The sequence below is a fragment of the Xanthomonas sp. F10 genome, assembly GCF_014206815.1.
Classification (GTDB): domain Bacteria; phylum Pseudomonadota; class Gammaproteobacteria; order Xanthomonadales; family Xanthomonadaceae; genus Xanthomonas_A; species Xanthomonas_A indica.
This window is the reverse complement of sequence record NZ_JACHNP010000001.1, coordinates 2113418-2136696: the sequence shown is the minus strand read 5'-3', so window position 1 is coordinate 2136696 and position 23279 is coordinate 2113418. Positions and strand designations below refer to the sequence as shown.

Here is a 23279-nt window from a genome sequence, read left to right as displayed (position 1 = left end):
GACATTGACAAATTTCCCCTAGGTGCATGTGCAGTACCCGGGTCCCTTCCTGGACAGGTACGTGTAGAGAGTGTGAGGTCCGTTTCACGTTTCGTGACCGTAGCATGAACGAATCGGAAAAGTAACGAAAAATTTCCGTTACATGACATGGTTTTGAAGCAGGCCTGCTGTAGGAGCGGCCTCAGCGGCTGCTCGCTGGGGTCAGGGCCGACGCAACTCCTTGTCGCGGCGGCGCTTCCCTCCAGGCGAGTGTCGTTTCGCAACGCCTTCGCCCAACGTGGCGCACGCGTCAGCCACGGGCAGCAGACACCCGCGGCGTGCACGCGCATGCTGCACTGCAGTCATAATCGGTGACCGCCGCGTGCCTGCATGCCGCCGCGGCTAGCCTTCCAGGGGAGATCGGGCGCATCCATGAGCGAACAGGTTCAGCTCTACAACCAGGCCATCGCCGCGCTCAACCGCAGCGACTGGCCGCAGGCGCAGCGGATCGCGCAACATCTGCTGCAGGCCTCGCCGCAGCATGCGGGCGTGCATTTCGTCGCCGGCGTGGCGGCGCTGGAGCTGCAGCAGATGCAGGTCGCGGCCATGCATCTGCACCAGGCGGCGACCCTGAACCCCGAACGCGCCGACTACGCGGCGCAACTGGCACGGGTGCTGGCGATGGGGCGGTTCCTGCAGGATGCGCACCGTTTCGCCGATCATGCGATGGCGCTGCAGCCCACGGACGCGCATACCCTGGACACGCTGGGTGTGGTCTACAGCCAGGTCAACGAACATGCCGCGTCGCTGCAGGCGTTCACGCGTGCGGTGCAGGCGGCGCCGCAGCAGGCCAGCTTCCGCTACAACCTGGGGACCTCGCTGTTGTTCTCCGGACGGCTGCAGGAGGCCGAGGCCGAGTACCGCGCCTGCCTGGCGCTGGAGCCGCGCTACTGGAAGGTGTATCTGTCGCTGTCGCAGCTGCGCAAGTGGACGCCGGAAGAGAACAATCTGGCGCTGCTCGAGGCCGCGCTGGCGTCGGCCGGCGACGATCCGAACGCGGTGCTGCACCTGAACCTGGCACTGGCCAAGGAGCACGAGGATCTCGGCGATTACCGCGCGGCGTTCCGCGGCTACGTGCAGGGCAAGTCGGTGCACAAGCGGGCGCGCGGCTACACCTCCGAGCGCGATGCGCGCCTGTTCGATGCGCTGGAGCGCAGCTTCCGCGCCGACGACGCGCCGGTGGCGGGCTTCGAGAGCGAAGAGCCGATCTTCGTGATCGGCATGCCGCGCAGCGGCACCACGCTGGTGGACCGGATCCTGTCCAGCCATCCGCAGGTGCATTCGGCGGGCGAGCTGCAGAACTTCTCGGTGGTGCTCAAGCGCCTGACCGGTACACCGTCGCCGGAGATCCTCGACGTCGCCACGCTGAGCCAGGTGCAGGGGCTGGACTGGCGTGCGCTCGGTCGCGGCTATGTCGAATCCACGCGCCCCGGCACCGCGCTGAAGCCGCGCTTCGTGGACAAGCTACCGCACAACTTCCTCTACGCCGGCCACATCGCGCGCGCGCTGCCGAAGGCGAAGATCGTGTGCCTGCGGCGCGATCCGATGGACACCTGCCTGAGCAACTTCCGCCAGTTGTTCGCGCTGTCCTCGCCGTACTACGACTATTCCTTCGACCTGATGGACGTCGGCCGCTACTTCCTGAGGTTCGACCGGCTGATGGCGCACTGGAACGCGGTGCTGCCGCAGCGCATCCTGCAGGTCGACTACGAGGACCTGGTGACCGCGCAGGAGCCGACCACGCGCCGCCTGCTGGACTTCTGCGGCCTGCCCTGGGACGACGCCTGCCTGCATTTCGAACAGAACCAGGCGCCGGTGGCCACCGCCAGCGTGGTGCAGGTGCGCACGTCGATGACGCGTTCCTACATGGGCCGCTGGCAGCGTTATGGCGAGGATCTGGACGAGCTCAAGGCGTTGTTGTCGGCGTTCTATCCGTAACCGCTGGGCCGGCCACGCGGCCGGTCTCCACCGATCCGCCATCGGTCGCTGTCGTATCCGACGCGCGCCCTTGCACGTGCTTCAGGCCAGGTGCGACGCAGGGAGCGCTACCTACTTGTCTGCGTGGCGTTGTTGAGCGCAGCGACGCTGCCGCACTGCGCGCGCCTGGCCCCGCCTAGTCCAGATCGGTCTGGATCCAGGTCGGCGCATGATGGATGTCCATCGTCTGCAGGCGGCCCGGCCCAAGGTTCTCGAATCGGTGCGGCACGCCGGTGGGCCGAAGACCACCTCGCCAGCCGCCGCCTCGAGCGTCCCGTCGCCGACGAAGAACCGCGGCACGTCCAACCAGCACCACGAAGGTTTCGTCGTACGGATGGACATGGAGCGGCGGACCGTCGTCGATCGCCTCGGTACCGTAGGTCAGCACGGTGACTGCGCCGCCCAGGGCGGCGCCGGCGACGAAGCCGTGCCAGGGCGGCGGCGTGTCCGGGTCGAACAGCCGTGCCTGCGTCGCCGGCCGCCCATCCGCGGCGAAGGTGGCGGGATCGAAGTCGCGACGCGGCATGCCGGGTATCTCCATGAGGCGTGATGCGGCACCGACTGCGTCGACGAGATGGACGTGTCGGCGACGACGGATGTGCTGGGCGCGATTACAGCATGGGCTGCCGGCGCCAGCGGCCCCGGTGTCGAAACGCTGTCGTGCGCACATCGCGCGCGTCTGGCAGGAGATGTCTGATGCGTAGACCGGCAGGCCCCGTGACTGCCGGCATCGCCGAGCGGGCCACGACTGCGGGGCATAAAAAAACCCACCCTTGCGGGTGGGTTTCTTCGTTGCCTGCGCGCGTTCTTACTTGCCGAACGAGTAACGCATTTCCAGGTAGTACGCACGGCCGTACACATCGAAGTTGTATTCGTTGTACGCCCACTGCGCGCTGCCCGGGTAGGAGGCGTCGAACGGCGGCATCTTGTTGAACACGTTGGTCACCATCAGCGACAGCTCCATGCCCTCGAACGCCTTGTAGGTCACGCTGGCGTTGTGGGTGATGTGCGACGGCAGCTTGCCGGCGCGCGGAGCGGCGTAGCCGTCGGCGCTGATCGTGGCGGCGTAGTTCGGGGTCTTGTCGAACCAGCTCGCGTACCAGGTGGTCGAGAACTTGCCGATGTCCCAGGTCAGCGACGCGTCGGCCTTGCGCTTCGGGTCGGTGCTCCAGTACGGATCGTTCAGCAGGTCCACCGGCTGGTCGCCCGCATAGCGCACGTACTTGTGGCGCAGGTTCTCACTGTAGCTGGCGATGGTGCTCAGGTCACCCCAGCGGCCGAAGTCGTAGCCATAGCGGAACGAGGCGGTGACCGCTTCCAGCTTCTGGTTGGAGACGTTGACCTTCGGCGTGTAGATATTGGTGATCTGGCCGGCCGCGTTGCGGGTGACCTGCGAGAACGTGGCCTGGCACAGCGCCGAAGCGGCATCGTCAATGCCGGCGCGGCAGCGGTAGTCCTGCAGGCTCAGACCATTGGCGCTCTGCTGGGTGACCTCATCGCTGATGTCCCAGTTGAGGTAGTCGACGGTCAGTGCCATGCGGTCCACCGGCGACCACACGAAGCCGGCGCTCCACACATCGGCGTTGATCGGCTTCAGGTCCAGGTTGCCGGACTGCGTACCGCGGAACTGACGGCTGGAGTAGGCCGCCGGGCAGTTGTCGGTGTTGCCCGGCAGGTAGCCACGGCGCGCACACTGGTAGTAGTCGATGACACTGTTGTAGTAGCCGCTCTGGCCCTGGTACAGGTCGGACAGGGTCGGCGCGCGGAACGCGGTGCCGTACTTGCCGCGCAGCAGCAGGGTTTCGAACGGACGGTACTCCAGCGAGATGCTGTAGGTCGGCTTGTCGATGGTGCGGCCGCTTGCCTTGAACGCGTCGTAACGGCCGGCCAGGGTGATGGTCAGCGGATCGAACACCGGCATGCGCAGTTCCGAGGTCAGCGCGTAGCGGTCACGCTGGCCGCCGCCGGCCACCGAGGTCAAGCCCCAGACTTCGCCGTTGAGGATCACCGGATCCGGATCGTAGTCCCACTTCTGCTTGCCGTACTCGCCGACCACGGCCAGGCCGGCGTCGCCGCCGGGCAGGCTGAACAGCTTGGCGTTGGTGGCCTGCAGGCGAATCATGCCGTCGGAGGTCTTGCTCTTGTTGGTGGCCTGGCCGGTGAAGCTGGCGAAGTCCGCCTGGCTGATCGGCGAGTAGAACGCCGCGTAGTTCGGCGAGTACACGGGGTAGGTGTCGTACAGCGGATCCAGGCCGAGCTGCGGGCCCAGCACGCGGTTCACGAAGAACTGGTCGATCGCGTTCTTGTAGCGGACCAACTGGCGCTCTTCCAGCTTGTACTGGGTGTAGGTGACGCCGGCATCGTAGTCCCAGCTCGACTGGCCGAGTTGGCCCTGGGCACCGAAGGTCACGCGCACCGAGTCGCTCTTGTCGCGGCTCATCGTGTCCTTGATGCCGTTGATGCCCATTTCTTCCGGCGCGAACGAGCGCTGCAGGTTCAGCAGGTCGCCCACGTTCGGGTCGTAGTAATAGCCGAAGTCGGCGGCGGTGCCCCACCAGATGTAGTTGGAGCCGGAGTTGTACTTGACCTCGTCGTGGCTGTAGAGCACGTCGCCGTACAGCTGCACGTTGTCGTTGAGGTCGTGGGTGGCGTGCACGTAGGCCTGCAGCGACTTGTTGCCGGCATCCAGGGTGCGGTAACCCGGGGTGTACTTGGAGCCGCAGTAGTACTCGTCGCCGAAGCCGCGGCGCTGCTGCTTGGCAATGGTGCCGCCGAACAGGCCGGACACGTTGTTGCAGTCGTTCGGGTCGAGGAACTTGTAGCTGGTGAACGGGCTGTAGACCAGGAAGTCGCGGCTCGGCAGCTGGGCGCTGTAGCCCTGCGTGTTGAACTGCTTGGTCATGTCGCGCTGGTAGGCCCAGATCGGATCCTTCTCCTCGTACTGCACGCCGCCCAGCACGCTGGTGCGACCGTCGGCCGAGGTCCAGCCATCGGCGAAGGTCGCGCGGAAGTTGCTGCCGCCGCCCTCGGAGAAGCCGCCGCCGCGGATGCTGAACACCGCGCCATCCATCTTCTTCTTGAGGATGACGTTGATCACGCCGGCGATCGCGTCGGAACCGTACAGCGACGACTGGCCGCCCGGCAGGATCTCGATGCGGTCGACCAGGTCGATCGGAATGCCGCTGATGTTGTTGAACGTATCGCTGCCGTTGTACAGCGCCGGGTAGTTCGACATCGGACGGCCGTCGATCAGGTACTTCACGTAGCCCGGCGGCAGGCCGAACAGGCTCACCGTCTTCGCGCCCTGGGTGAAGGTGCCCGAGCTCTGCCCGCCCTGCACGCCGCCGGTGGCGAACGAGCTCTTCTGCAGCACGTCGGCGACGGTGCTGAAGCCGCGCGCCTTGATCTCTTCGGCATTGATCGTGGTGACCGGGGTGGCGGTCTCGATCTCGGTCTGCGGAATCAGCGAGCCGGTGACGGTGATCTTTTCCAGATCCGTCGCCTTGTCGGTCTTGCCGTCGGTCGTGGCGTCCTGCGCGAAGGCGGCGAACGCGGCCGGGACAAGCATGGCGGAGGCCAGCGCGGCGCTCAGGTGGCTGTGCTTGAAACTACGAGTATGACGAGCAGTCATCTTTCTCTATCCCCGAAAATCAATCGATAAGGCGAGGGGCCTCGTGCCGCGACATGTGCCTTGAAAGTGGGATCGCATCCTGCGACCGACCCAAACGTAACACGGACTTAACGCCGTTTGTACGTGGGTGTCACTTTTTTCGTCTACAAGCGAAAAGTGCCGTGAACACGCAGGAAACGTCGGTAAACAGCGGGCTTCGGGGTATGTGTAGACAAATTCCGCGCTGCTTTGCACCATTGCGGGGCGTTACAGGTACAGGTTTCTGAACTTCCTCGCGTCGGTGCGATACGCGCCCGGGAGAGCCCGCCCCCATTAGCCTGGTATCGACAACGCCGGCGCCTTGGTCAGGTTGTCGGCGCACCATTTCGGTGAGCGAGATTCGCCATCGTGGGGCGTGGCGGCGTGGACCGTGCCGTCGACCGCCTGGCATCCCTGCATCGGGCTCCTGTGTGGGGCGGTGTCCGCCCCGATGGCCGACCCGGGCGAATGGCGCGCCGCTGCGGCTACCGGGTGCCATTTGCGCAAATTCGCCAGCGCTCGCATCGCCGCGGGACCCTGCACGGAGACACTTGTATAGTCATGTGTCTGTGCGGCCCGCGACGCTGCCGCTGCCCGCGGCCCGTTCGCGGGCCATGTGTCCTCTTCGTCCCGTGCACCGCTGCGTGCGCTGCCGGACGCTTCCTGATTGAGTTCCCGATGACCGAACGCCCCCGTCTCCCCGCCCACGCCGTCCAGCCCAAGCTCGCTCCGCACCCGCGCATCCGCAACGTCATCGCCGTCGGCTCCGGCAAGGGCGGGGTGGGCAAGTCCACCACTGCCGTGAACCTGGCCCTGGCCCTGCAGCGCCAGGGCGCGCGCGTCGGTGTGCTGGACGCCGATGTCTACGGCCCCAGCGTGCCGGCCATGCTCGGCCTGAGCGGGCGCCCGGACAGCCCGGACGACAAGAGCATCGAGCCGATGCGTGCGTTCGGTATCGAAGCGATGTCGATCGGGCTGCTGGTGGACCAGGACACGCCGATGATCTGGCGCGGCCCGATGGCGACCTCGGCGCTCACCCAGTTGTTCGCCGACACCCTGTGGGACGACCTGGACTACCTTCTGATCGACCTGCCGCCGGGCACCGGCGACATCCAGCTGACCCTGGCGCAGAAGATCCCGGTGGCCGGGGCGGTGATCGTCACCACCCCGCAGGACATCGCCACGCTGGACGCGAAGAAGGCGCTGAAGATGTTCGAGAAGGTCGAGGTGCCGGTGCTGGGCATCGTCGAGAACATGGCGGTGCACACCTGCAGCCAGTGCGGCCACGTCGAGCACCTGTTCGGCGAGGGCGGCGGCCAGCGCATGGCGCAGCAGTACGGCGTGCCGCTGCTGGGGTCGCTGCCGCTGGCGATCGCGATCCGCGAGCAGGGCGACGCCGGCACCCCGGTGGTGGCCGCCGCGCCGGCGTCAGCCGCGGCGCAGGCCTACCTGGCCACCGCGCAGCGCCTGACCGAAGAGTTGCGCAAGCGCCCGCGCGCGGCCATCCCGATCTCCGCGGCCTTGCGCTGAGCGGCACGCGGCGCCTGCCGCGAATGCCCTGCACCGGCTAGAATCGCCGGCTATTGCGGCCGGCCCCTTCGCCGGCCGCGTTCCCGGCGTGCAGGCTGCGGCCGCCGCCACCGCATCAGGAACCCCCATGAGCATCAAGAGCGACCGCTGGATCCGCCGCATGTCCGAACAGCACGGCATGATCGCGCCCTACGAACCGGGCCAGGTCAAGCAGGTCGACGGCCAGCGCATCGTCAGCTACGGCACCTCCAGCTACGGTTACGACGTGCGCTGCTCGCGCGAGTTCAAGGTGTTCACCAACATCAACTCGACCATTGTCGACCCCAAGCACTTCGACCCCAAGAGCTTCGTCGACATCGAGGCCGACGAGTGCATCATCCCGCCCAACAGCTTCGCGCTGGCGCGCACCGTGGAGTTCTTCCGCATCCCGCGCGACACCCTGGTGGTGTGCCTGGGCAAGAGCACCTATGCGCGTTGCGGCATCATCGTCAACGTCACCCCGCTGGAGCCGGAGTGGGAAGGGCACGTGACCCTGGAATTCAGCAACACCACGCCGCTGCCGGCGCGCATCTACGCCAACGAGGGCGTGGCGCAGATGCTGTTCTTCCAGTCCGATGCCGACGACGTCTGCGAGACCAGCTACAAGGACCGCGGCGGCAAGTACCAGGGCCAGACCGGCGTGACCCTGCCCAAGACCTGACCCCACCCGATCTTTCCCACAGCACAAGGAGCGCGCAATGAACGACCCCAATCCCTACCAGGCCCCGGACGCGGCGTTGCCGCCCGCGCTGCCGGACGCCGCCGGCGGCGAGGTCCTCGCCGGCCGTGGCGAGCGCCTCGGCGCGGCGCTGATCGATGGCGTGATCTCGCTGGCGACGTTCCTGCCGGTGGCGGCGCTGACCGGCTACTTCGGCAAGGTCATGGAGGCCGCGCGCAGCGGCGTGCAGGTGTCGTTCCTGACCACGCTCGGCTACGGCGTGCTGGGCATGGTGATCTTCCTGCTGGTGCAGGGCTACCCGCTGGCCAAGACTGGCCAGACCTGGGGCAAGAAGCTGCTGTGGATCCGCATCGCCGACCTGGACGGCGGGCAGCCGCCGTTCTGGCGCCTGATCGCGTTGCGCTACCTGCCGACCCAGGCGATCTCGCTGCTGCCGATCGTCGGCGGTATCTACGCCCTGGTGGACGCGCTGTTCATCTTCCGCCAGGACAAGCGCTGCCTGCACGACCTGATCGCCGGCACCCGCGTGGTCAACGTCCGCCGCTGAGCCAGCAGTCGCGACACGGCGCCCCTGCGTTCGCAGGCGCCGCTCCCGAAAGCCGCTAACGCGACGTCGCAGCTAAGAGTGGGGGATCGCTTTTGCGAATCCCCACTCCCAAATCCCCAATCCCGGCTCCACCTACTTGCCGCGGCCGAACAGCATGCCGACGCCGACCGCGACCAGGATCGCCGGCCACCAGGTGGCGATCAGCCGACCCAGGCTCAGGTTGGTCCAGCCCAGGTTGTTGGCCAGGAACACCAGGCCGATCACGATCAGCACGATGGCGGCGATCACATTGGATTTCATGGAGGCGCGGCTTCCGCAAAAAGGGCGCCTATCGTAGCCGCTGGCGCCACGCCGCAACACGCGCCTGCAGTTCTTCGGCCGGCAGCCGCTGTGCCGCGCCGCTGCCCCACACCGGGCCGGGCCAGGCGGCATCGCCCGGATGCCGCCCCAGCACGTGCACGTGCAGTTGCCGCACCACGTTGCCCAGTGCGCCGATGTTGAGCTTGTGCACGCCCGGCTCCTGCCGCAGCAACTGCGAGAGCTGATTGATCTCGGCCAGCAGCAGGCGCTGCTGGCCGCCGTCCAGGTCGATCCACTCGCTGGCCTCGGCCACCCGCGGCACCAGCAGCAGCCACGGGAAGCGGGCGTCGTCCATCAGCCGCACCTGCGACAGCGGCCCGTCGGCGACGAACGCGCTGTCGGCCTGCAGCCGCGGGTCCAGGACGAAGTCGGCCATGCCGCGGCTCAGCCCAGGTGCTCGGCGAGGAACGCCAGGCTGCGTTCGCGGGCGAGCTCGGCACTGTCGGCGTCGTAGTGGTTCGGATCCACGTGGCGGTCGAAGCCGTGCCCGGCCGGGTACACGAAGGTCTGCATCTGCGGCAGCTTCTCGCGGTGCTGCTGGATCGATTCGGCCGGAATGCTGCCGTCCTGGGCGCCGAAGTGGAACAGCACCGGCGCCTTCGGCGTCTCGTCCAGGAACTGGGTATTGCGGCCGCCGTAGTAACTCACCGAGGGCAGGCCCAGGCGCAGCGCCGACAGCAACGCGACGCTGCCGCCCCAGCAGTAGCCCAGGGTGCCGACCTTGCCGGCCGGCGCCAGCGCCTGCGCCGCCGCCTGCACGATATCCAGGGCGCGGTCGAAGCCGAGCGCGCCGACCAGTTCCAGGCCCTTGCGCACGCCTTCCTGGTCGTAGGCCAGCTGCGCGTCCTTCTCCACCGGATCGAACAGCGCCGGCGCCAGCACTTCGTAGCCGTGCGCGGCGTAGCGGTCGGCGACCTGGCGGATGTAGTCGGTCACCCCGAAAATCTCCTGGATGACCACCAGGCCGCCGCGCGGCGTGCCCTCGGGCAGGGCGTGCCAGGCGGAAACCTGGCCGTGAGCGGTGTCGAGCGTGGTCCAGTGGCCCATGCGGGGAATCCTGTGGAGTGGGGGAGCGGCCGATTATCCATCGCCCGGGCTAAACCGGGGTGAGTGCGGAGGCACGCCCGGGGCGGCCGCCCGGCGGTGCTGCGGGACGACGACGCGCTGCGCTCCTCTTCAGGCATCCGCTGTCGTTGGGATCCAACATCCGGTCTCGGCGTCCCAGAGCGCCGCAGGCCTGTCCGTGGGGAGCGGCCCTGCTGCTACCATCCGGGCATCGCCGCATGGCGTCTGGCGCGCTTGCGCCCGGGGATCGGGAGGCAACATGAAACGATGGTTTGTCATCGTCGGTCTCTTTCTTGCGGCCAGTGGGTCGGGTAGCGCCAGCGATCTGAAGGAGGCGCTGGACGCGCAGCTCAAGGCCAATGCTTTGGGTCATGGCATTCCGGCCCAGGCGGTACGGGTGAGGCACAATGGCGAGCTGGTCTATGAAGGGGCCACCGGCACGACGGCAATGGGCGGCGGACAGCCCATCACGTCCAAGACGCCATTCCCGATCTATTCGGTAAGCAAGCTGTTCACCAACACGCTGGTGCTGTAACTGGTGGAAGAGGGCAGGATCGATCTGGCGGCGCCGGCTTCGCGCTACGTGCCCAACCTGCCCGAGACGTGGCGCTCCCTCCGCGTCGAGCAGTTCATGAATCACGTCACCGGGCTGCCGGACTTCTTCGATCCCCAGCATCTGGATCGGCCGTTCCCGCCGACGCTGGAGGCGGCATTGGCCGCCGCAAGCAAGCGGCCCTCCACCTCGGCGCCGGATGCCCAGACGCGCTATGCGGGGACGAACTATCTCGTGCTCGCGGCAGTTCTGCAGCGCGTGACGCACAAGCCTTACCGGTTGCTGGTTGAAGAGCGGATCATCCGGCCTCTGGGCTTGCACGGGACGGTGCTGGAGCCGGCACGTCCGCCCGTCGGGATGGTCGCGAGCTACCACGCGGACAACGGGCGCGCCGTCGTCGATGCGCCGATCCGGTGGCCCGATTACGCCATCGCCCAAGGCTGCATCGTTTCAACCCTCGAGGACGTGGACACCTTCATGTCGGCCATCGCCGATGGGAAGCTCGTCTCGCGCGCGGCGCTGTTGAAGCACTGGCGCCCTTATCTGTTTCCCAATGGCGCGCAGGGCGGCTTTGCATCCGGCTGGGATTACGGCGAACAGGGGCGCTGGCATGAACTGGGCCATGACGGTGGCACCAAGGTGCGCGTGCGCATTCTCTACGGCGCGAATCTGGACGACCATTACGTGATGGTCTACCTGACCAACGGCAATCGCGACGATGTGTGGTCCAGGACCCTGGTCGATTCGGTGCAGATCATCGCCGTGCCCCGTTGACCGCGCGGCGCGTTCAGCCGCCAGGGTGCAGCGGTAGAGGCGCTTTTGCGCATCCCCACCCTCTGCAAGGTAAAATTCCAAGGTTTATCAGTCAGGGCATCTGCGCCCACGCGAATCGGTGACCCTGTGAAGAACGTTCTGCCTGCCTCCCCTGCTGACCAGCTGCCTCCGAAGGTGGGGTTCGTTTCGCTGGGCTGCCCAAAAGCCAACCTATTTATCTCTTGAGGCCGCAACAAAGCGCCGGCGCGGTAGGGGCGGTCGACAGGTTCCCAGTCACATTCATGCGCTACCTCCATGCTGAGGAGGGGCGGATGCAGGAAACCGCCGGATTCGTGACCAGTCGGTGGAAGAAGATCGCGCGTCGCGCCGCACTGAAGAGTGGCGGCCGGATCTGGGGAGGGTATCCGTGTTGTCGCTAGCAACACCTTCGGCGCTGCTAGCGACAGTGCGTCGGTGGGTAGCCGCAAGTCTGCAGGACCGGAAAGGATCCGAATTCACCTGCCGGGTCCCGAGGCCTGGTTACAGGCCTGAGGCATCGGGTACATGCTGACAAGTGCCAGGAAAGCGCGGCTAGAGCGCATCCATGGAACGGCTCAACGGCTAATTTTGAGACGCGAGCCTCAAAAATAACGGGCCGAGAGTTTGGCCCAAGCGTGAGAAGCACCATATTGTGGCGCAAGAACTACAACGAAGTTGCCCGTGCGCGGAAGCATTGGCCGCATGCCACCTGCAGAATATGTATTCGGGCGCCGCAAATGATCCGCTATCGATGCATGCTCAGTTAACCTGAAAGAGCTCTTCACCCCTCCCGACCACTGGTACTGCAGCGTGGGGCCGGTTGCTCCATATTGGCGCGAGTTACGTGATCGTCCGCAAGCGACGCTTTTAAGGTGCAATTTTTTCGGCAGCAAGCGTGATGTTCCCGCCGTTTTCGATCGGATGTATGCGACGGCTATCTAAGAGATTGGGCTAAGCCATGTCTATCATCAGCCCACCGGAGTTCATTTCAAGGAGTGACCATGCTTCTTTCTCACGCGATCGCGAAAAATGCCCAAAACCTTGTCTCGGCACAGCAGACTTATCAACAAAATGTTGCGACGGTGAGCTCGGCCATGACAGCTGTGGCCAAAACTTCGCTGCCACCTTTGAACCATCCTCCCGAAAACTATCCCCAGTTCAGCGCGACGCTCACCGCCGCCAAGGCCAATGCGCAGCAATGGCTTCAAGATGTGTTGGTCCAACTCTACTCGGTCCCGCAGAACGTGCAGAGTAGTTACCAAGTTGTCCAGCAGGCTTTAACTTCCTGTGCCAGCTACGCCACCTCTCTCCAGAGTAACCCTGATCCGTCGACACTGAGTTTCCTGAAGCTGGATCTCAACAACGTCATCCAGCAACTTCAATTTTCAAGCGGATTCATCAGTAATTGTCAGTACTTGGTAAGTACGTTCAATGATGGGCTGCCGGCGCTCCTTTCGGAGCTGAATGCCTTGTTGACTGATTTTACCAATGCGGAGAATGTCGATCAGGGGCAAATCGAACAGTTCCAAAGCGACATGGCCAGCCTCAATCAGGACATAAGTAGTCAAGAGTCCATGATCATCTTTGATGCTGTGATAGCAGGTGCGGCATTATATGTTGGGCGCATATCCGGATGGACCCCGGTTGGCTGCCTTGTGAAATTTTTATCTATCGCAATGATTGCAGGCGCCGCCTATGGGATCGATGTTGCTGCCGAGCAAATCGCTGCCGACAAGGCAAAAATCGTCAACGACACGAATCAAATGAGCGAATACACTGCAGACGTGGCTACGTGCGTGGCGACTGTACAAGTATTCACTAAGTTCGTGAAAGACATGGCGGCAGTCACCACGAGTGTGCAAGCCGTCCTTGAACAATGGAACACTTTTGAATCAGAAATTAAGGCTGCCATTGCCGATACTAACGATGCATTGGCGGATGCGACTAGCGCGGCATACAGCTCTGCGCTTGCGGACATCAATTCCGCGCTTGAGGAATGGAATGCGGTCGATCAACTCGCTATCAATCTGACTCTCAGTGTCAATTACTCTGAAGCCGATATCCAAGTTGGTATGACACCCGCTCAAGTACAAGCGGAGGTTGCTGGAGCGCCCAAGCAAGATCTCATTTCCTATCTGACCGGTCCCCAGGCGGTAGCAGCTTAATTATCGTTCTGTGCCATAACCGGCCCAATCGTACTGCGTAGTGTGCTTTAGGGAATTAAGACATGCCATTGCATCCGATCATCCAAGCAAGCATTCCCCAGTTGACTGTCTCAGGCCAGACCTATCGGCAAAGTTTCCTAACTGTCAATGTTGCGATTGCCGGAGTGGCCGCATCTTCGCTTCCGGTGCTGCAGAACACGCCGGCGAATTGGTCCGAGTTCACCAGCACCTACCTGATTGCCCAGATGCAGGCGGTTTCTTGGTTCAATGGAGTCGCTAGCAAGTTCAGTTCTCTGCCTTCGTTCGTGATCGCCAATGGTCCACTGGTGGCGGCTGTGTTAGCTTCCGCCGCTGCCGACGCGAGCTCTCTGGAGGAATCGCCAAGTGACCCGCAGGTGCTATCTGACTTGAATCAAAAGCTCGGTTTGGTCATTGATCAGGTAAATCAGGTGTCACTTTTTGTCGCGTCTTGCCTCTCCGATATCGAGGCGTTCGACAGCGGCCTGCCATCCTTGACGGCATGCCTGCAGCGATTGGTCGCTGATTTCATGAGCGAAGAAACTGTCGATCAAGCGCAGGTCGAAGCGTTGACTGCCGCTGTAGAGGCGCTAGAAAACGATATCAGAGCCTTGCAGAACAATATAATTTTCGAGACTACGGCATCGAATATCATCCTTTGGTTATCTCGTTTTACTCCTGCTTGGGATCCGCCATTTCTTGCATTGAAGCTAGTTTTGGTGGGTATTTCGGCTGCCGCACAATACATTATCGATCTCGATACAGTGGATATTGAAAACGATCTTGCGAAAATCTCCGTTAATCAAGCGCAGATGTCTAGCGCGTCCTCGGATGTCGCAGCGTGTAAGCTTCAGGTACGTGCCTACCAGAGCGTCTCTAGTGCTATCAGTTCGGCGATTGGTAGTGCCAATGTTCTTACATCTGACTGGCAGGCCCTCAGTGCCGCGCTCGTGCAAGAAATAGCGTTGCTGAAGCAATCCTTGTCAGATGGCAGTGCTGCAGATTTTGCTGCCGTTGCCTCGGACCTCGCGAATGCGTCCGATGCATGGAGGTCGCTGGAACAGCAAGCGACCGCCATGGAACTCGATGTTCAGGTAAACACAGCGCTTCTTCAGCCTGGCTGGTCGTCTGCTCAGGCCTTAACAGCAATGGCAGCAGGCACCCGGTTGCCACTCTCTAGCTTCATAAACGCCAAGGCTGGAGAGTACGACTTGCCTGAACTCTAACCATTCTGAATAGGCCTGCCGTAGGTGCGCAAAAAGCCCTGGCCCTTGAGCGTGTTGCGGTAGTTGTTGAGCGCCACAGCTTCGGCTTCACGGGCCACCTCAGCGCCTGCCGCGATGACCTTGCCATCAGCATCGATGATGGCCAAGCGGGCGGGCTTTCCATCCACGTCCACGAGCAAGCCCTCATGCGAGGTCGCGTGCATCACGACGCCGGGAAGCCTGCCGGTGCGCTGGGTCCCGATCATCGCCGGACCTCTTCATGCCACTTAGGGCCCGCGACCGAGTGATGGGTGGCGACTGCCGGCTCAGTGATCCCGCGGTGGGCATGGTGGTCGTCGATCAATGCAGTGGCGACCGGACACTCGGCATGGCTGGGCCGTGCGTCCATGCAATGGAATGCGCTAGGGCGGAGAGGGGGGCGACGGACCGGCACGTGAAACTCCTGGTGCGTGTATGCCGCAAGTCGAACGCATCCGTCAGAGTGGGGCCATGAGAAATGCGGTGGCGCGCAGCCCCCTATTCTTTGACTCTCAGAGGGTGCTCGCTTCGAGGACAAGAACAGCAAGCACCGCTGCGATTTCAACGCGGCGAATACGCGCAAGTTCTTCGACGCCGGTCCCAGCTTGCTGCAGTCGAACTCGAAGGCGACGCCACAGCACAATGGCAACCGCGTACAGAACGATGCGCCAAGCCATGAAGTAGCCAGCGTGCGCCTTCAGCCATTGCGCCCAGGCTTCGGTGCCGCCGACGGCCCGAATTCCCAGCACGTTGACCGTAACCGCCACGCCGATCAGAAGGCCAATCCAGATCGCCGCGCGGCCCAGGGATCGCACGATCGACATTGCGCCGCGGCCCTCGGCAGGCCTGGTCACAGGCTGCTCCTTTCGCACAGTGCCAAGTCGGAGGAACAGCCACCGCCGGGCTGGTCATCGAAGAACAGCGCATATTGGCGGCCGCCGCGCGCGGTGCGGCACCACTGCACCACGCGCCGGATGCCCGAGTAATGGCCCGGTCGGTCGACATCGGTAGGGTCCTTTCGTACCGGAAAGAAGGTCGCGGCATGGCGTTTGTTCGCCGCCGCGACGACCCGTTCCCAGCGCTCGATGCGATCAACGTGTTCCGGGAAGCGCTCGGCAATTGACCTGAGTTCGGCTTTCCGAGTGTGGATGCAGGGCATGCAGCCGACGCGGCCCATGCCCATGGAGTAGAGCGGGTTGGGCGTGAGCCCATGGTCGGCGTGCTTTTTCCAGACCTGCTGCAGCGTCCAGTCGAAGATCGGCCGCCAGAGGTAGCAGCCGGATTCATGGCGGTTGAGGCGTGGCTGCAGGGCGCGATGTCGGCTTTCCTCCGCACGGATCCCGAGCCACTGGATGACGGGCCCGCGCCGGAGCATCGGCAGGACCACCTGCTCGGTGATCGGCAGCTCTTTCAGCTCGGAGGTACAGAACTGAGCCATCCTCGATGGAAAGCGTCCCTTAGTGATGCAGAGGTCGAGGAAGGGGTTGCCCGTGGGCTCGTGCAGTTCCGCAGCCTCGCGCACGAGCGCATGGGGGATGCCCATCTGCGGCCACCGCTCCAGCACATAAGCCTTGTGCTTCGCCATCCTTGCGCGGAAGTCTGCCTTCACCCACTCGATCCCAGGGCCGCCTGTGCGCTCCGGCAGTCGCTGCACGAACTCGTAGGTGAGTTCGTGCTCGTTGCCGGTGTCTGCGAAGACCGCACGAAAGTCCCGCCCGGACTCCAGGGCGAGCAAATAGGTCGCGGTGGAGTCCTTGCCGCCCGAGACGTTGACCAGGTGCTGGACGCGCCTGACGCCGTTGCTGGCGTTCACTGCGTGCTCCGCGGTTTCTGAATTTCCTGGACACGATCACGGGTTGGATCGCCTTGGTAGATGCCGCGCGAGCCGGCGGCGCGCGTGCTGTAGCGCTGGATCAATGTCATCGGCGAGTTGCCGGCGAGTTCGCGGCGCAGTTCGAGCTCGGTCTTGAGGTTCTGGATCTCCTGTTCCAGTGCTCCACTTTCCTGGTCCACGGCCTTCGTCGCGAGCTCGTTGGCCGCGACGTTGGGTTCCTTGCGTCCGGTCAGCAGCGTGCGCTGCAGCAGCAGGGCCTTCTCCATCACCGAGGCGAGAGCGACCTCCGACGCCAGGCGCTTGCCCAGCAGATCCTGGTCGGGCTCGTCGCGCAGAGCTTCGATGACGCCGCGCGTGAGCGGCAGCGAAGCGCTGCCGGCGGCGTCCAGGTTTGCAGCGGTCGTTGGCTTCGCCCCCGAGACGAGTTCCTGCAGGGCCTTGAGCTTAGCCTCGTACTCTTCCTGGATCAGTGGCGTCAGACCCACGCCGGGTGTCGTCGAGGTCTTCGTGCAGGCCTCGCAGGTTCGCTGCTCGCGCTCGCCCAACACCCGCGTCGCCCATGTGGCCGCGGCCTGGGGCGAGCTCCATGTTTGGCATGACAGGCGACCATTGCAGTCGCTCGCCGAGATGGAGGACGTATCGGTGGCCCCACGTCCGTTCAGCAGGTTGTAGCCCGCACGCGTGACGTCTCCCACGATCTTGATCGAGGACTGGCCCGAGCCACCTGCGCTACCCCCGCCCACCCAGGGCACGCCGTTGTTGCCCTTGTTGGCTTCGGCGCGCTCGATGGCCGAAACCGCATCGGTGCTGGCGACCGCCTGCTTGAGGGCCATGCCCTCGGCCAACTGGTCCCAGCCGGTTTGCCCGCCCGCCATGTCCGCCATCCGGGTCGCGATCGCCCGGCAGGTCATCTTGGAGCGGTCGAAGTCGAGCCGGGCCTGCAGGATGCCGTTCGTCAGCAGGTTGTACAGCCCGGGATCTGCGCGCTGGATGATGAGCGCCGGCAGCGAGGCCACCGCGCTCGTTGCGGACTGGATCACGTTGCTCATGATCGACTGGAACCCGTTGCTGATGCCGTTCAACTGGTTCTGCAGCGTGGTGGTGATGCTCATGTCGCCGCAGATCAGGTTGCTGTTCCAGCCCACGCCGACGCCGATGCTTTGCATGTTCCCCGCAGGCGTCATCGACACGGCGCGGCCACCCCCGATGCTGTAGAGCACGTCGCTGCCGATTACCTTGCCGCTGGTGCGGATGCCATCCTCGTCGATCCGCGTTTGCGCACCCGACGTGCTGCAGAGGGTGACGAGTGCGGCGCAGGCGATCAGTCTGCGCAGTCCTGCGCGGGGAGAAGTACGGGGGAATGCCATGTTGTCCATGGGCGTCTCCATCAGAAATCGGTGCTGCCGAGGAAGACCTGGCCGCGCCGCTGGCAGCAGCTGTACGGGCGCCAGAGCGCCCAGGCGTAGTCACCTTGCTGGGCCTGCACGTGGGGGCCGCGGTTGGGGAAGACCGCGCATTGGCTGGAGAGGGTGGGCGTCAGCTCTTGCCACTTGCCCGAATCTGCGTTGCTCTCGACCAGCGGGCCTGCGGGCCAATAGCCGGCGCGCGGGCTCGCGAGCAGCGGCTGGTACACGTGCGGCTGGCCGGTGCGTGTGACCACATCGCCTGCCCGCTGCGCGACCACGGCGCCACTGAAGTAGTCGTCTGTCTGGTGAAGGAACCCGCCGCGCGGATAGACATTGCCCCACAGGTCCGCCGACAGGCGCGATCCGATCTCGCGCATGCCGGGTGTCAGCGACTCGGGGTACGCCAGTTCCGGCACGTTGTAGCGCCACGCCAGGGTGTCGTAGGTGCTCAGCAGGTACGGCATGAATGGCGTGCCCGCTCCCTCGCACGTGTACCCGGAAGCACTTGCGAACGCGGAGAATGCTTCGCCGGCTGGGTGCCCGATCACGTCCGCGTCCTTGAACTTGGCGAGATTGTTCTCGTGGCTCTGGTTGGTGGTTCCGTCGCCCCCCGCCTGTGCGGTGGGGTTGGGTACGCTCATCGCGCGCACTTCGACCCAGGGGTTGGCTCCGGTGTTGCTGTAGCTGGAGACGACCGCATCGGGTACGTAGTGCCGCACCTTCACGGAGGTGCGCACCGTGCAGCCGCTCCAGGTGCAGTACAGCCAGTAGCAGATGCCCGATACCCGATACGCGAAGCAGTCGGGCGAAAGGGCCGACGCCACGATGGTCGCCGTATCCAGTGCATACGAGGGCACAGTCGCGGCGAACAGGACGCCGAAGGTCGCGGCGCGCAGCTTCTTCGAGCGCATCACTGGCCAGCCCTCCGATACGCTGCGATGCAGCCCAGGGCGCGGCGCGTGTCCGCGTCTCCATAGACGACGTAGCGTCCATCGACAACGACGGCGGGCAGCTTCGCGACACCGAGCGAGTACGCGTCAGCCACGGCCTGGTAGGCCAGGCCGATCTTCTTCTGCCTGTCGGCGAAGCCAGGGCTCGCCAGACGCTGGCGCAGCATGGCTTCCGCTCGCTGCGGGTCCACCGGCAGGCCCGCGCTCAGTTCCGAAACCAGGCGGGCGGGGGCGTCCAGCTCGACGACGGTCGCACCGGGCACGATGGCGACCGGGTGGGCCTCGTCGGTGAAGATCCTCACGTCGTCAGCGAAAGCCGTTGCGGAGGTCATCAAGGCGAGGCCGGCTGTCGCTCTCGCGAGAGGGACGAGACTCGGGTGCAGGGAGAGGCGATGGGATGGCACGTGGGAACCCGGGAGGTGTGTTCGCTGGGGCCCAAGTCGAACGCAGGCCTCCGGGCGCGGCCAGGGAAAATCGGCAACGCCCGCCGCCGTGTTGTTCGGCGGGGAGAGAACGCCCCGGTGGCCGGGGCGTCGTTGGATCACAACAGGCCGACTTCGGCGAAGGAGTAGGGGGTGCCCGAGCCGACGATCACGTGGTCCATCACGCGGACATCGATCAGGCCCAGCGAAGCGCAGATGCGCTCGGTGAGGGCCCGGTCGGCGTCGCTGCTCTGGGAGGCGCCCGACGGGTGGTTGTGCACGAGGATGACCGAACTGGCGTTCAGATCCATGGCTCGCCTTACGATGACGCGCGGGTAGACCGCAGCCTGGTTGATGGTCCCGTGGAACAGGGCCTCGAAGGTGATGGCCCGAAGCTGGCTGTCGAGGAAGACAACGCCGAAGACCTCGTGGTGTTCACCGGCGAGCTTCAGCCGCAGGTAGTCGTAAAGCACTCTGGGGCTCGAGATCGTTGCTTCCCGTTGGAACATGCGCCGCTCCAGCACGTGGAGGGCGCGGTGGACCAGGCGGGTTTCCTGGACGGTGAGCGTGGGGCAGGGCGTGGTGCTGGCTGCAGCACCTCGGACGTGGCAAGTTGCGGCATATGTAGCCTCCGGCTTTCATAGGAAGTGGGGCTACACGCCCATCGGGGTGAAGGCCCCATGGGTTGACGATGAAGTGCATCCCCAGCGCTTTTCGCGCTGCTCGTCCGCGGTTCGGATGCTGGGCGGACTGGTGTGATCGGCGCCGGCGCGCCGCAGCCTCGAAGATCATGGCTGCCTGGGAAGGGAGGATGTCATCCTCCGCGACCTGCGATCGATAGTGCGCATCTGGAGCGCGGGCGCCCAGGCAGAATCCGGGCCTGGAGGTGACCCGGTTAGGCCGTGGCCATGGGGCTCGGGGCGGCCAGGGACATACCGCCCAGGAGTAGCCGGCGAGCGTCCACCACCGCATCGCGACCGTGATCTGTCAGTGCCCCCCCATCGTCGATGAGCCGGATTTGCGCCAGGCGAAGTAACGCAGCACACCCGGTTCGCATGTTGTGTTGCTGGTCCGAGTCGAACTCCGCATACACGTGGTCGGTGGGGATGCCCCCGCCGGCTCCTGGGTATCGAGTCTCCAGAGCAGAAAGAACCCGTTGACCCAGTGGGTCCAGCCGCTCGCAAAGCTTATTGAGCATCCAACAGCACTCCTGCATGCGCAGATCCAGGTCACGCAGCGCGGAAGCCATGAAATCCAACTGCTGGATCGTGTCGCGGTAGCTTCCCTTGAGCGCTGCAGAGTTCGCTTCGGGCGGCTCGTATTGGCGTTGTCCCAGGTCGCTCATCCAACGTAGCAGCGGCGCGTCGATCACCCCTCCGAGCACTTGCCAGTAGCCTCGCAGATACAGAGGCACATCGCCGCAGGCGATCCAGCGCAGTGTCGGGTTGTCCGCGGCTCCGGCGAAGCTGGCGTGGTCGAATCCCAGGGCCCAGGCGATCTGTGATGTCGTCGCCAACCCATGCCACCCGTGTTTCAGCATGCCGCTGGACCAGTTGGCGGCGTTGCGGTCTTGAGGCAACAGAACACCGTGAAGGGGCCCACGAGGTAGCCGGTCCGCAACCTGTGCAAGCTGCGCCAATGTGTGCCCCAGGGCCCGCAACCTGGTTGTCGCCAAGGCGTGCGCGCTGGCTTCCAGGTCGCGTCTTACGGCCACCAGGGCCTTTGCCACGCGCAACACGTGTTGGCGGACATTCGCGTCCTTAAAGCTGCCCCACACTTTGAGAGGTGATATGGCCTGGGCCAGGGCCACGTGGGTGTTGATTCGGGTTGGCGTCATGGTCATGGATCTTTCGAGAGACAGGGACGAGCCGATCCCTGCCGCCGCGGGCATGCGATTGTTACGAGTGGAGCATGGGCGAGCCGGGCGCCGCCGCCCAGGGCGAGGCGAGCGCGGCCAGCCGCAGAGGCGCCCCGTCCTCAGTGCAGACGGACGAGGGATCGGCGAGCGCGGCCGCTATTGCGGTGCGATGCCGGCTTCCTTAGCGATCGCCGACCATTTGGCAATGTCGTCCCTGATGTTCCGGGTGAAGACTTCGGGGGAGGAAGGCACGATCGCGATGCCTGCACCGTCGAAGCGTTGCCGGACAGCAGGATCGGCGAGGGCTTCGCGCAATACCGCGTTGAGCTGTTCGGTGATCGCGGCGGGCAGGTGCGCCGGCCCGGCAAGGCCGAAGCGAACCGAGATGTCATAGCCGTCCAGGCCTTGCTCGTGCAATGTGGGAACGTCGGGCGCGAGCGGGGAGCGCTTCGCGGAGGTCACACCAAGCGCCGTGACGCGGCCGGCCCGAGCTGCCTGGAGCCCGTTGTTCAGGTCGGCGACGACGAAGTCGATGGTGCCGCCCATCAGGTCCGTCATGGCTTGCGGGACGCCCTTGTAGCCTACCCCCGTGGCGGTTATGTCGGCCATCGATGTGAAGCGCAGCGTCGCCAGTTGGGCGCTGCCTGAGCCGTAACCATAGGACAGCTTGTCCGGATGGGACTTTCCGTAGCTGATGAGGTCCTTCATCGTCTGCACCGGCAGTTTCGTACTGGATACCAGGAGGTAGGGCAGTTCGGCCATCTGCCCGATCGGCGTGAAGTCCTTGCGCGGATCGTAGGGCGGCGACTTCATGGTGATGAGGTTGGTTGCGGCATTGGTGATGCCGACGATCAGCAGCGTGTACCCGTCGGGGGCAGCGCGGACGGCGGCCATCGTGCCGACCAGGTTCTGTTGGTTGTCCACGACGACAGGTTGTTTGAGGCGTTGCGACATGGCCTCGGCGACCGAGCGCGCCGCCACGTCGGTGATGCTCCCTGCCGCCATTGGCACGATCAGCTTGATTGGTTTCTCGGGAAAGGCCGAAGCCAGCAATGGAAGGGCTGCGACGAGCGCGGCGACGATTTTTCGTTTCATGGTTCTTCTCCTCAATGGTCTGGTGTTCTTGTGTAGGGTGTGGCGAGCACTCGCCTTGGGCAGGGCGATGTCACAACTCGCCAAAAACGACGCCGGCATGGCGCTCGACGACCTGGATGGCTGTGATGTTGTCGGCCTCTCCGAGGCTCGCGACCATCGCGTCGTCCAGTAGCCGCAAAGCGGCCTTGCTGACTTGCATGGGGACCCCCAGTTCGTCTGCGGCCATGAGCGCCAGATGCATGTCTTTGTGCAGCAGCGAGGTTTTGAAGCGAAGAGGGAAGCTGCGGTCCAGTGCGTTGGGCAGGCGCTCCATCGTCGCGAAGCAGCGTCCACTGGAGCGGTTGATGACGTTCAGCAGGGTATGCGCCTCGATCCCTGCCTTCGTTCCGCACACGAGGGCCTCGCAACTGGCGAGCATGCATGCCGCGTACAACGTGTTGTTGATGAGCTTGAGCGTCTGGCCGAGCCGTATGTTCGGTCCGAGGTAGAACGTATGCCGCGCAATGGCATCGAACATCGGCATGGCGCGCTCCCAGCCGGGCAGCGGGCCCGCCGCCATCACCGTCAACTGCCCCGCCGCGGCTGCGACGGTGCCACCGCTCACGGGCGCAGAGAAGAATGGCACTCCGGCCTCTTTCAGTATCGTATCCACGCGGACAGTGGCGTCCGCGCCCGTCGTGGACAGATCCACGATGAGACGCACTGGATGGGCGCAGGCCAAGGCAGCGATAGCCTGTGCAACATCGATGACGACTTCTGGCGTGGGAAGGCTCAGCGCAATCGCGTCCTGGTTCGCGATCAGCCCGCCGAGGTCGGTCGCCGGTATCGCACCCATGCTCGCTGCATGACCCATGGCCTTCTTGCAGGTGTCGTACACCGTTACGCAATGCCCGGCGGCTGCCCATCGCGCTGCAAAATGCCTGCCGATATTCCCGGCTCCTACCAACCCGATCCGCATAGCTTCCTTCCGAATGACTTCTGGATGAAATGCTATGCCGCAGCGCGGAATCTACCGATTGCAAAATCGTCTTGGGAGTATGACTGTCGAGTTAAGGCA

21 protein-coding genes and 1 pseudogene are annotated in these 23279 nt (G+C 64.5%); 7 read left to right on the top strand and 15 right to left on the bottom strand.

The genetic code is table 11. The features are described from left to right. Positions 1-411 precede the first annotated feature (411 nt). Positions 412-1977, top strand: coding sequence for a sulfotransferase (locus tag FHR56_RS09335; protein ID WP_160947779.1), 1566 nt, complete (start codon positions 412-414; stop codon positions 1975-1977). Positions 1978-2152: 175 nt separating this feature from the next. Here the strand turns inward: FHR56_RS09335 and FHR56_RS09330 are convergent, their stop codons facing one another. Then, positions 2153-2542 (bottom strand): cupin domain-containing protein, encoded by a 390-nt coding sequence (locus FHR56_RS09330; RefSeq protein WP_202407029.1) that lies wholly within the window; start codon positions 2540-2542, stop codon positions 2153-2155. A 282-nt stretch (positions 2543-2824) separates the two neighbouring features. Further along, positions 2825-5584 carry a TonB-dependent receptor gene (locus FHR56_RS09325; RefSeq protein ID WP_160947796.1) on the bottom strand — a complete coding sequence of 920 codons (2760 nt, stop codon included), beginning with the start codon at positions 5582-5584 and terminating at the stop codon, positions 2825-2827. A 759-nt stretch (positions 5585-6343) separates the two neighbouring features. Between FHR56_RS09325 and apbC the strand changes: the two genes are divergently transcribed. The 3 genes from apbC (at position 6344) to FHR56_RS09310 (ending at position 8460) form a co-directional block, all read left to right on the top strand. Then, positions 6344-7195, top strand: coding sequence for an iron-sulfur cluster carrier protein ApbC (gene apbC, locus FHR56_RS09320; protein WP_160947778.1), 852 nt, complete (start codon positions 6344-6346; stop codon positions 7193-7195). Between the two features lie 127 nt (positions 7196-7322). After that, positions 7323-7895 (top strand): dCTP deaminase, encoded by a 573-nt coding sequence (gene dcd, locus FHR56_RS09315; protein WP_010340509.1) that lies wholly within the window; start codon positions 7323-7325, stop codon positions 7893-7895. Positions 7896-7932: 37 nt separating this feature from the next. Next, positions 7933-8460, top strand: a complete 528-nt coding sequence (locus tag FHR56_RS09310) for an RDD family protein (RefSeq protein ID WP_160947777.1) — start codon at positions 7933-7935, stop codon at positions 8458-8460. 132 nt (positions 8461-8592) lie between these two features. Here the strand turns inward: FHR56_RS09310 and FHR56_RS09305 are convergent, their stop codons facing one another. Genes FHR56_RS09305 through FHR56_RS09295 form a run of 3 tightly spaced genes read right to left on the bottom strand, consistent with a single transcriptional unit; the run spans position 8593 to position 9867 of the window. After that, positions 8593-8760: a DUF5668 domain-containing protein gene (locus FHR56_RS09305; protein ID WP_003467495.1), complete on the bottom strand. Its 168-nt coding sequence runs from the start codon at positions 8758-8760 to the stop codon at positions 8593-8595. 28 nt (positions 8761-8788) lie between these two features. Further along, positions 8789-9196: an HIT family protein gene (locus FHR56_RS09300; RefSeq protein ID WP_150409877.1), complete on the bottom strand. Its 408-nt coding sequence runs from the start codon at positions 9194-9196 to the stop codon at positions 8789-8791. An 8-nt stretch (positions 9197-9204) separates the two neighbouring features. Beyond that, complete coding sequence (locus FHR56_RS09295) at positions 9205-9867, bottom strand: dienelactone hydrolase family protein (protein WP_160947776.1); 663 nt, start codon at positions 9865-9867, stop codon at positions 9205-9207. Here FHR56_RS09295 and FHR56_RS09285 point away from each other — a divergent pair. From FHR56_RS09285 to FHR56_RS09275, 3 genes and pseudogenes are all read left to right on the top strand, one after another. Then, positions 9866-11212: pseudogene (locus tag FHR56_RS09285) on the top strand (serine hydrolase domain-containing protein). The gene FHR56_RS09295 and the pseudogene FHR56_RS09285 overlap by 2 nt on opposite strands. A gap of 1019 nt (positions 11213-12231) precedes the next feature. Then, on the top strand, positions 12232-13395 hold the full coding sequence (locus FHR56_RS09280) for a hypothetical protein (RefSeq protein ID WP_160947773.1): 1164 nt from the start codon (positions 12232-12234) through the stop codon (positions 13393-13395). Positions 13396-13457: 62 nt separating this feature from the next. Then, the gene (locus FHR56_RS09275) at positions 13458-14639 is read left to right on the top strand and encodes a hypothetical protein (RefSeq protein ID WP_160947772.1); all 1182 of its coding nucleotides are present in this window, start codon (positions 13458-13460) and stop codon (positions 14637-14639) included. On the opposite strand, the gene FHR56_RS09270 is transcribed toward FHR56_RS09275, so the two are convergent. The 10 genes from FHR56_RS09270 to FHR56_RS09225 form a co-directional block, all read right to left on the bottom strand. Continuing rightward, complete coding sequence (locus FHR56_RS09270; RefSeq protein WP_160947771.1) at positions 14636-14884, bottom strand: hypothetical protein; 249 nt, start codon at positions 14882-14884, stop codon at positions 14636-14638. The genes FHR56_RS09275 and FHR56_RS09270 overlap by 4 nt on opposite strands. A 285-nt stretch (positions 14885-15169) precedes the next feature. Then, entirely contained in the window at positions 15170-15511 is a 342-nt protein-coding gene (locus FHR56_RS09265) for a hypothetical protein (protein ID WP_160947770.1), read from the bottom strand. Beyond that, complete coding sequence (locus FHR56_RS09260) at positions 15508-16470, bottom strand: phosphoadenosine phosphosulfate reductase family protein (protein WP_160947769.1); 963 nt, start codon at positions 16468-16470, stop codon at positions 15508-15510. Before FHR56_RS09260 ends, FHR56_RS09265 begins: the two co-directional genes overlap by 4 nt. Further along, positions 16467-17867, bottom strand: a complete 1401-nt coding sequence (locus FHR56_RS09255; protein WP_160947768.1) for an integrating conjugative element protein — start codon at positions 17865-17867, stop codon at positions 16467-16469. The genes FHR56_RS09260 and FHR56_RS09255 overlap by 4 nt, the downstream gene beginning before the upstream one ends. An 11-nt stretch (positions 17868-17878) precedes the next feature. Further along, on the bottom strand, positions 17879-18808 hold the full coding sequence (locus FHR56_RS09250; RefSeq protein ID WP_160947767.1) for a TIGR03756 family integrating conjugative element protein: 930 nt from the start codon (positions 18806-18808) through the stop codon (positions 17879-17881). After that, complete coding sequence (locus tag FHR56_RS09245) at positions 18808-19251, bottom strand: TIGR03757 family integrating conjugative element protein (protein WP_160947766.1); 444 nt, start codon at positions 19249-19251, stop codon at positions 18808-18810. Before FHR56_RS09245 ends, FHR56_RS09250 begins: the two co-directional genes overlap by 1 nt. 137 nt (positions 19252-19388) lie before the next feature. Then, positions 19389-19778: a JAB domain-containing protein gene (locus tag FHR56_RS09240; RefSeq protein WP_160947765.1), complete on the bottom strand. Its 390-nt coding sequence runs from the start codon at positions 19776-19778 to the stop codon at positions 19389-19391. Positions 19779-20164: 386 nt separating this feature from the next. After that, positions 20165-21112 (bottom strand): hypothetical protein, encoded by a 948-nt coding sequence (locus FHR56_RS09235; protein ID WP_237473325.1) that lies wholly within the window; start codon positions 21110-21112, stop codon positions 20165-20167. A 171-nt stretch (positions 21113-21283) separates the two neighbouring features. Next, on the bottom strand, positions 21284-22222 hold the full coding sequence (locus FHR56_RS09230) for a tripartite tricarboxylate transporter substrate binding protein (protein WP_160947764.1): 939 nt from the start codon (positions 22220-22222) through the stop codon (positions 21284-21286). A gap of 70 nt (positions 22223-22292) precedes the next feature. Beyond that, positions 22293-23180, bottom strand: a complete 888-nt coding sequence (locus FHR56_RS09225; RefSeq protein WP_160947763.1) for an NAD(P)-dependent oxidoreductase — start codon at positions 23178-23180, stop codon at positions 22293-22295. Between the last annotated feature and the right edge of the window lie 99 nt (positions 23181-23279).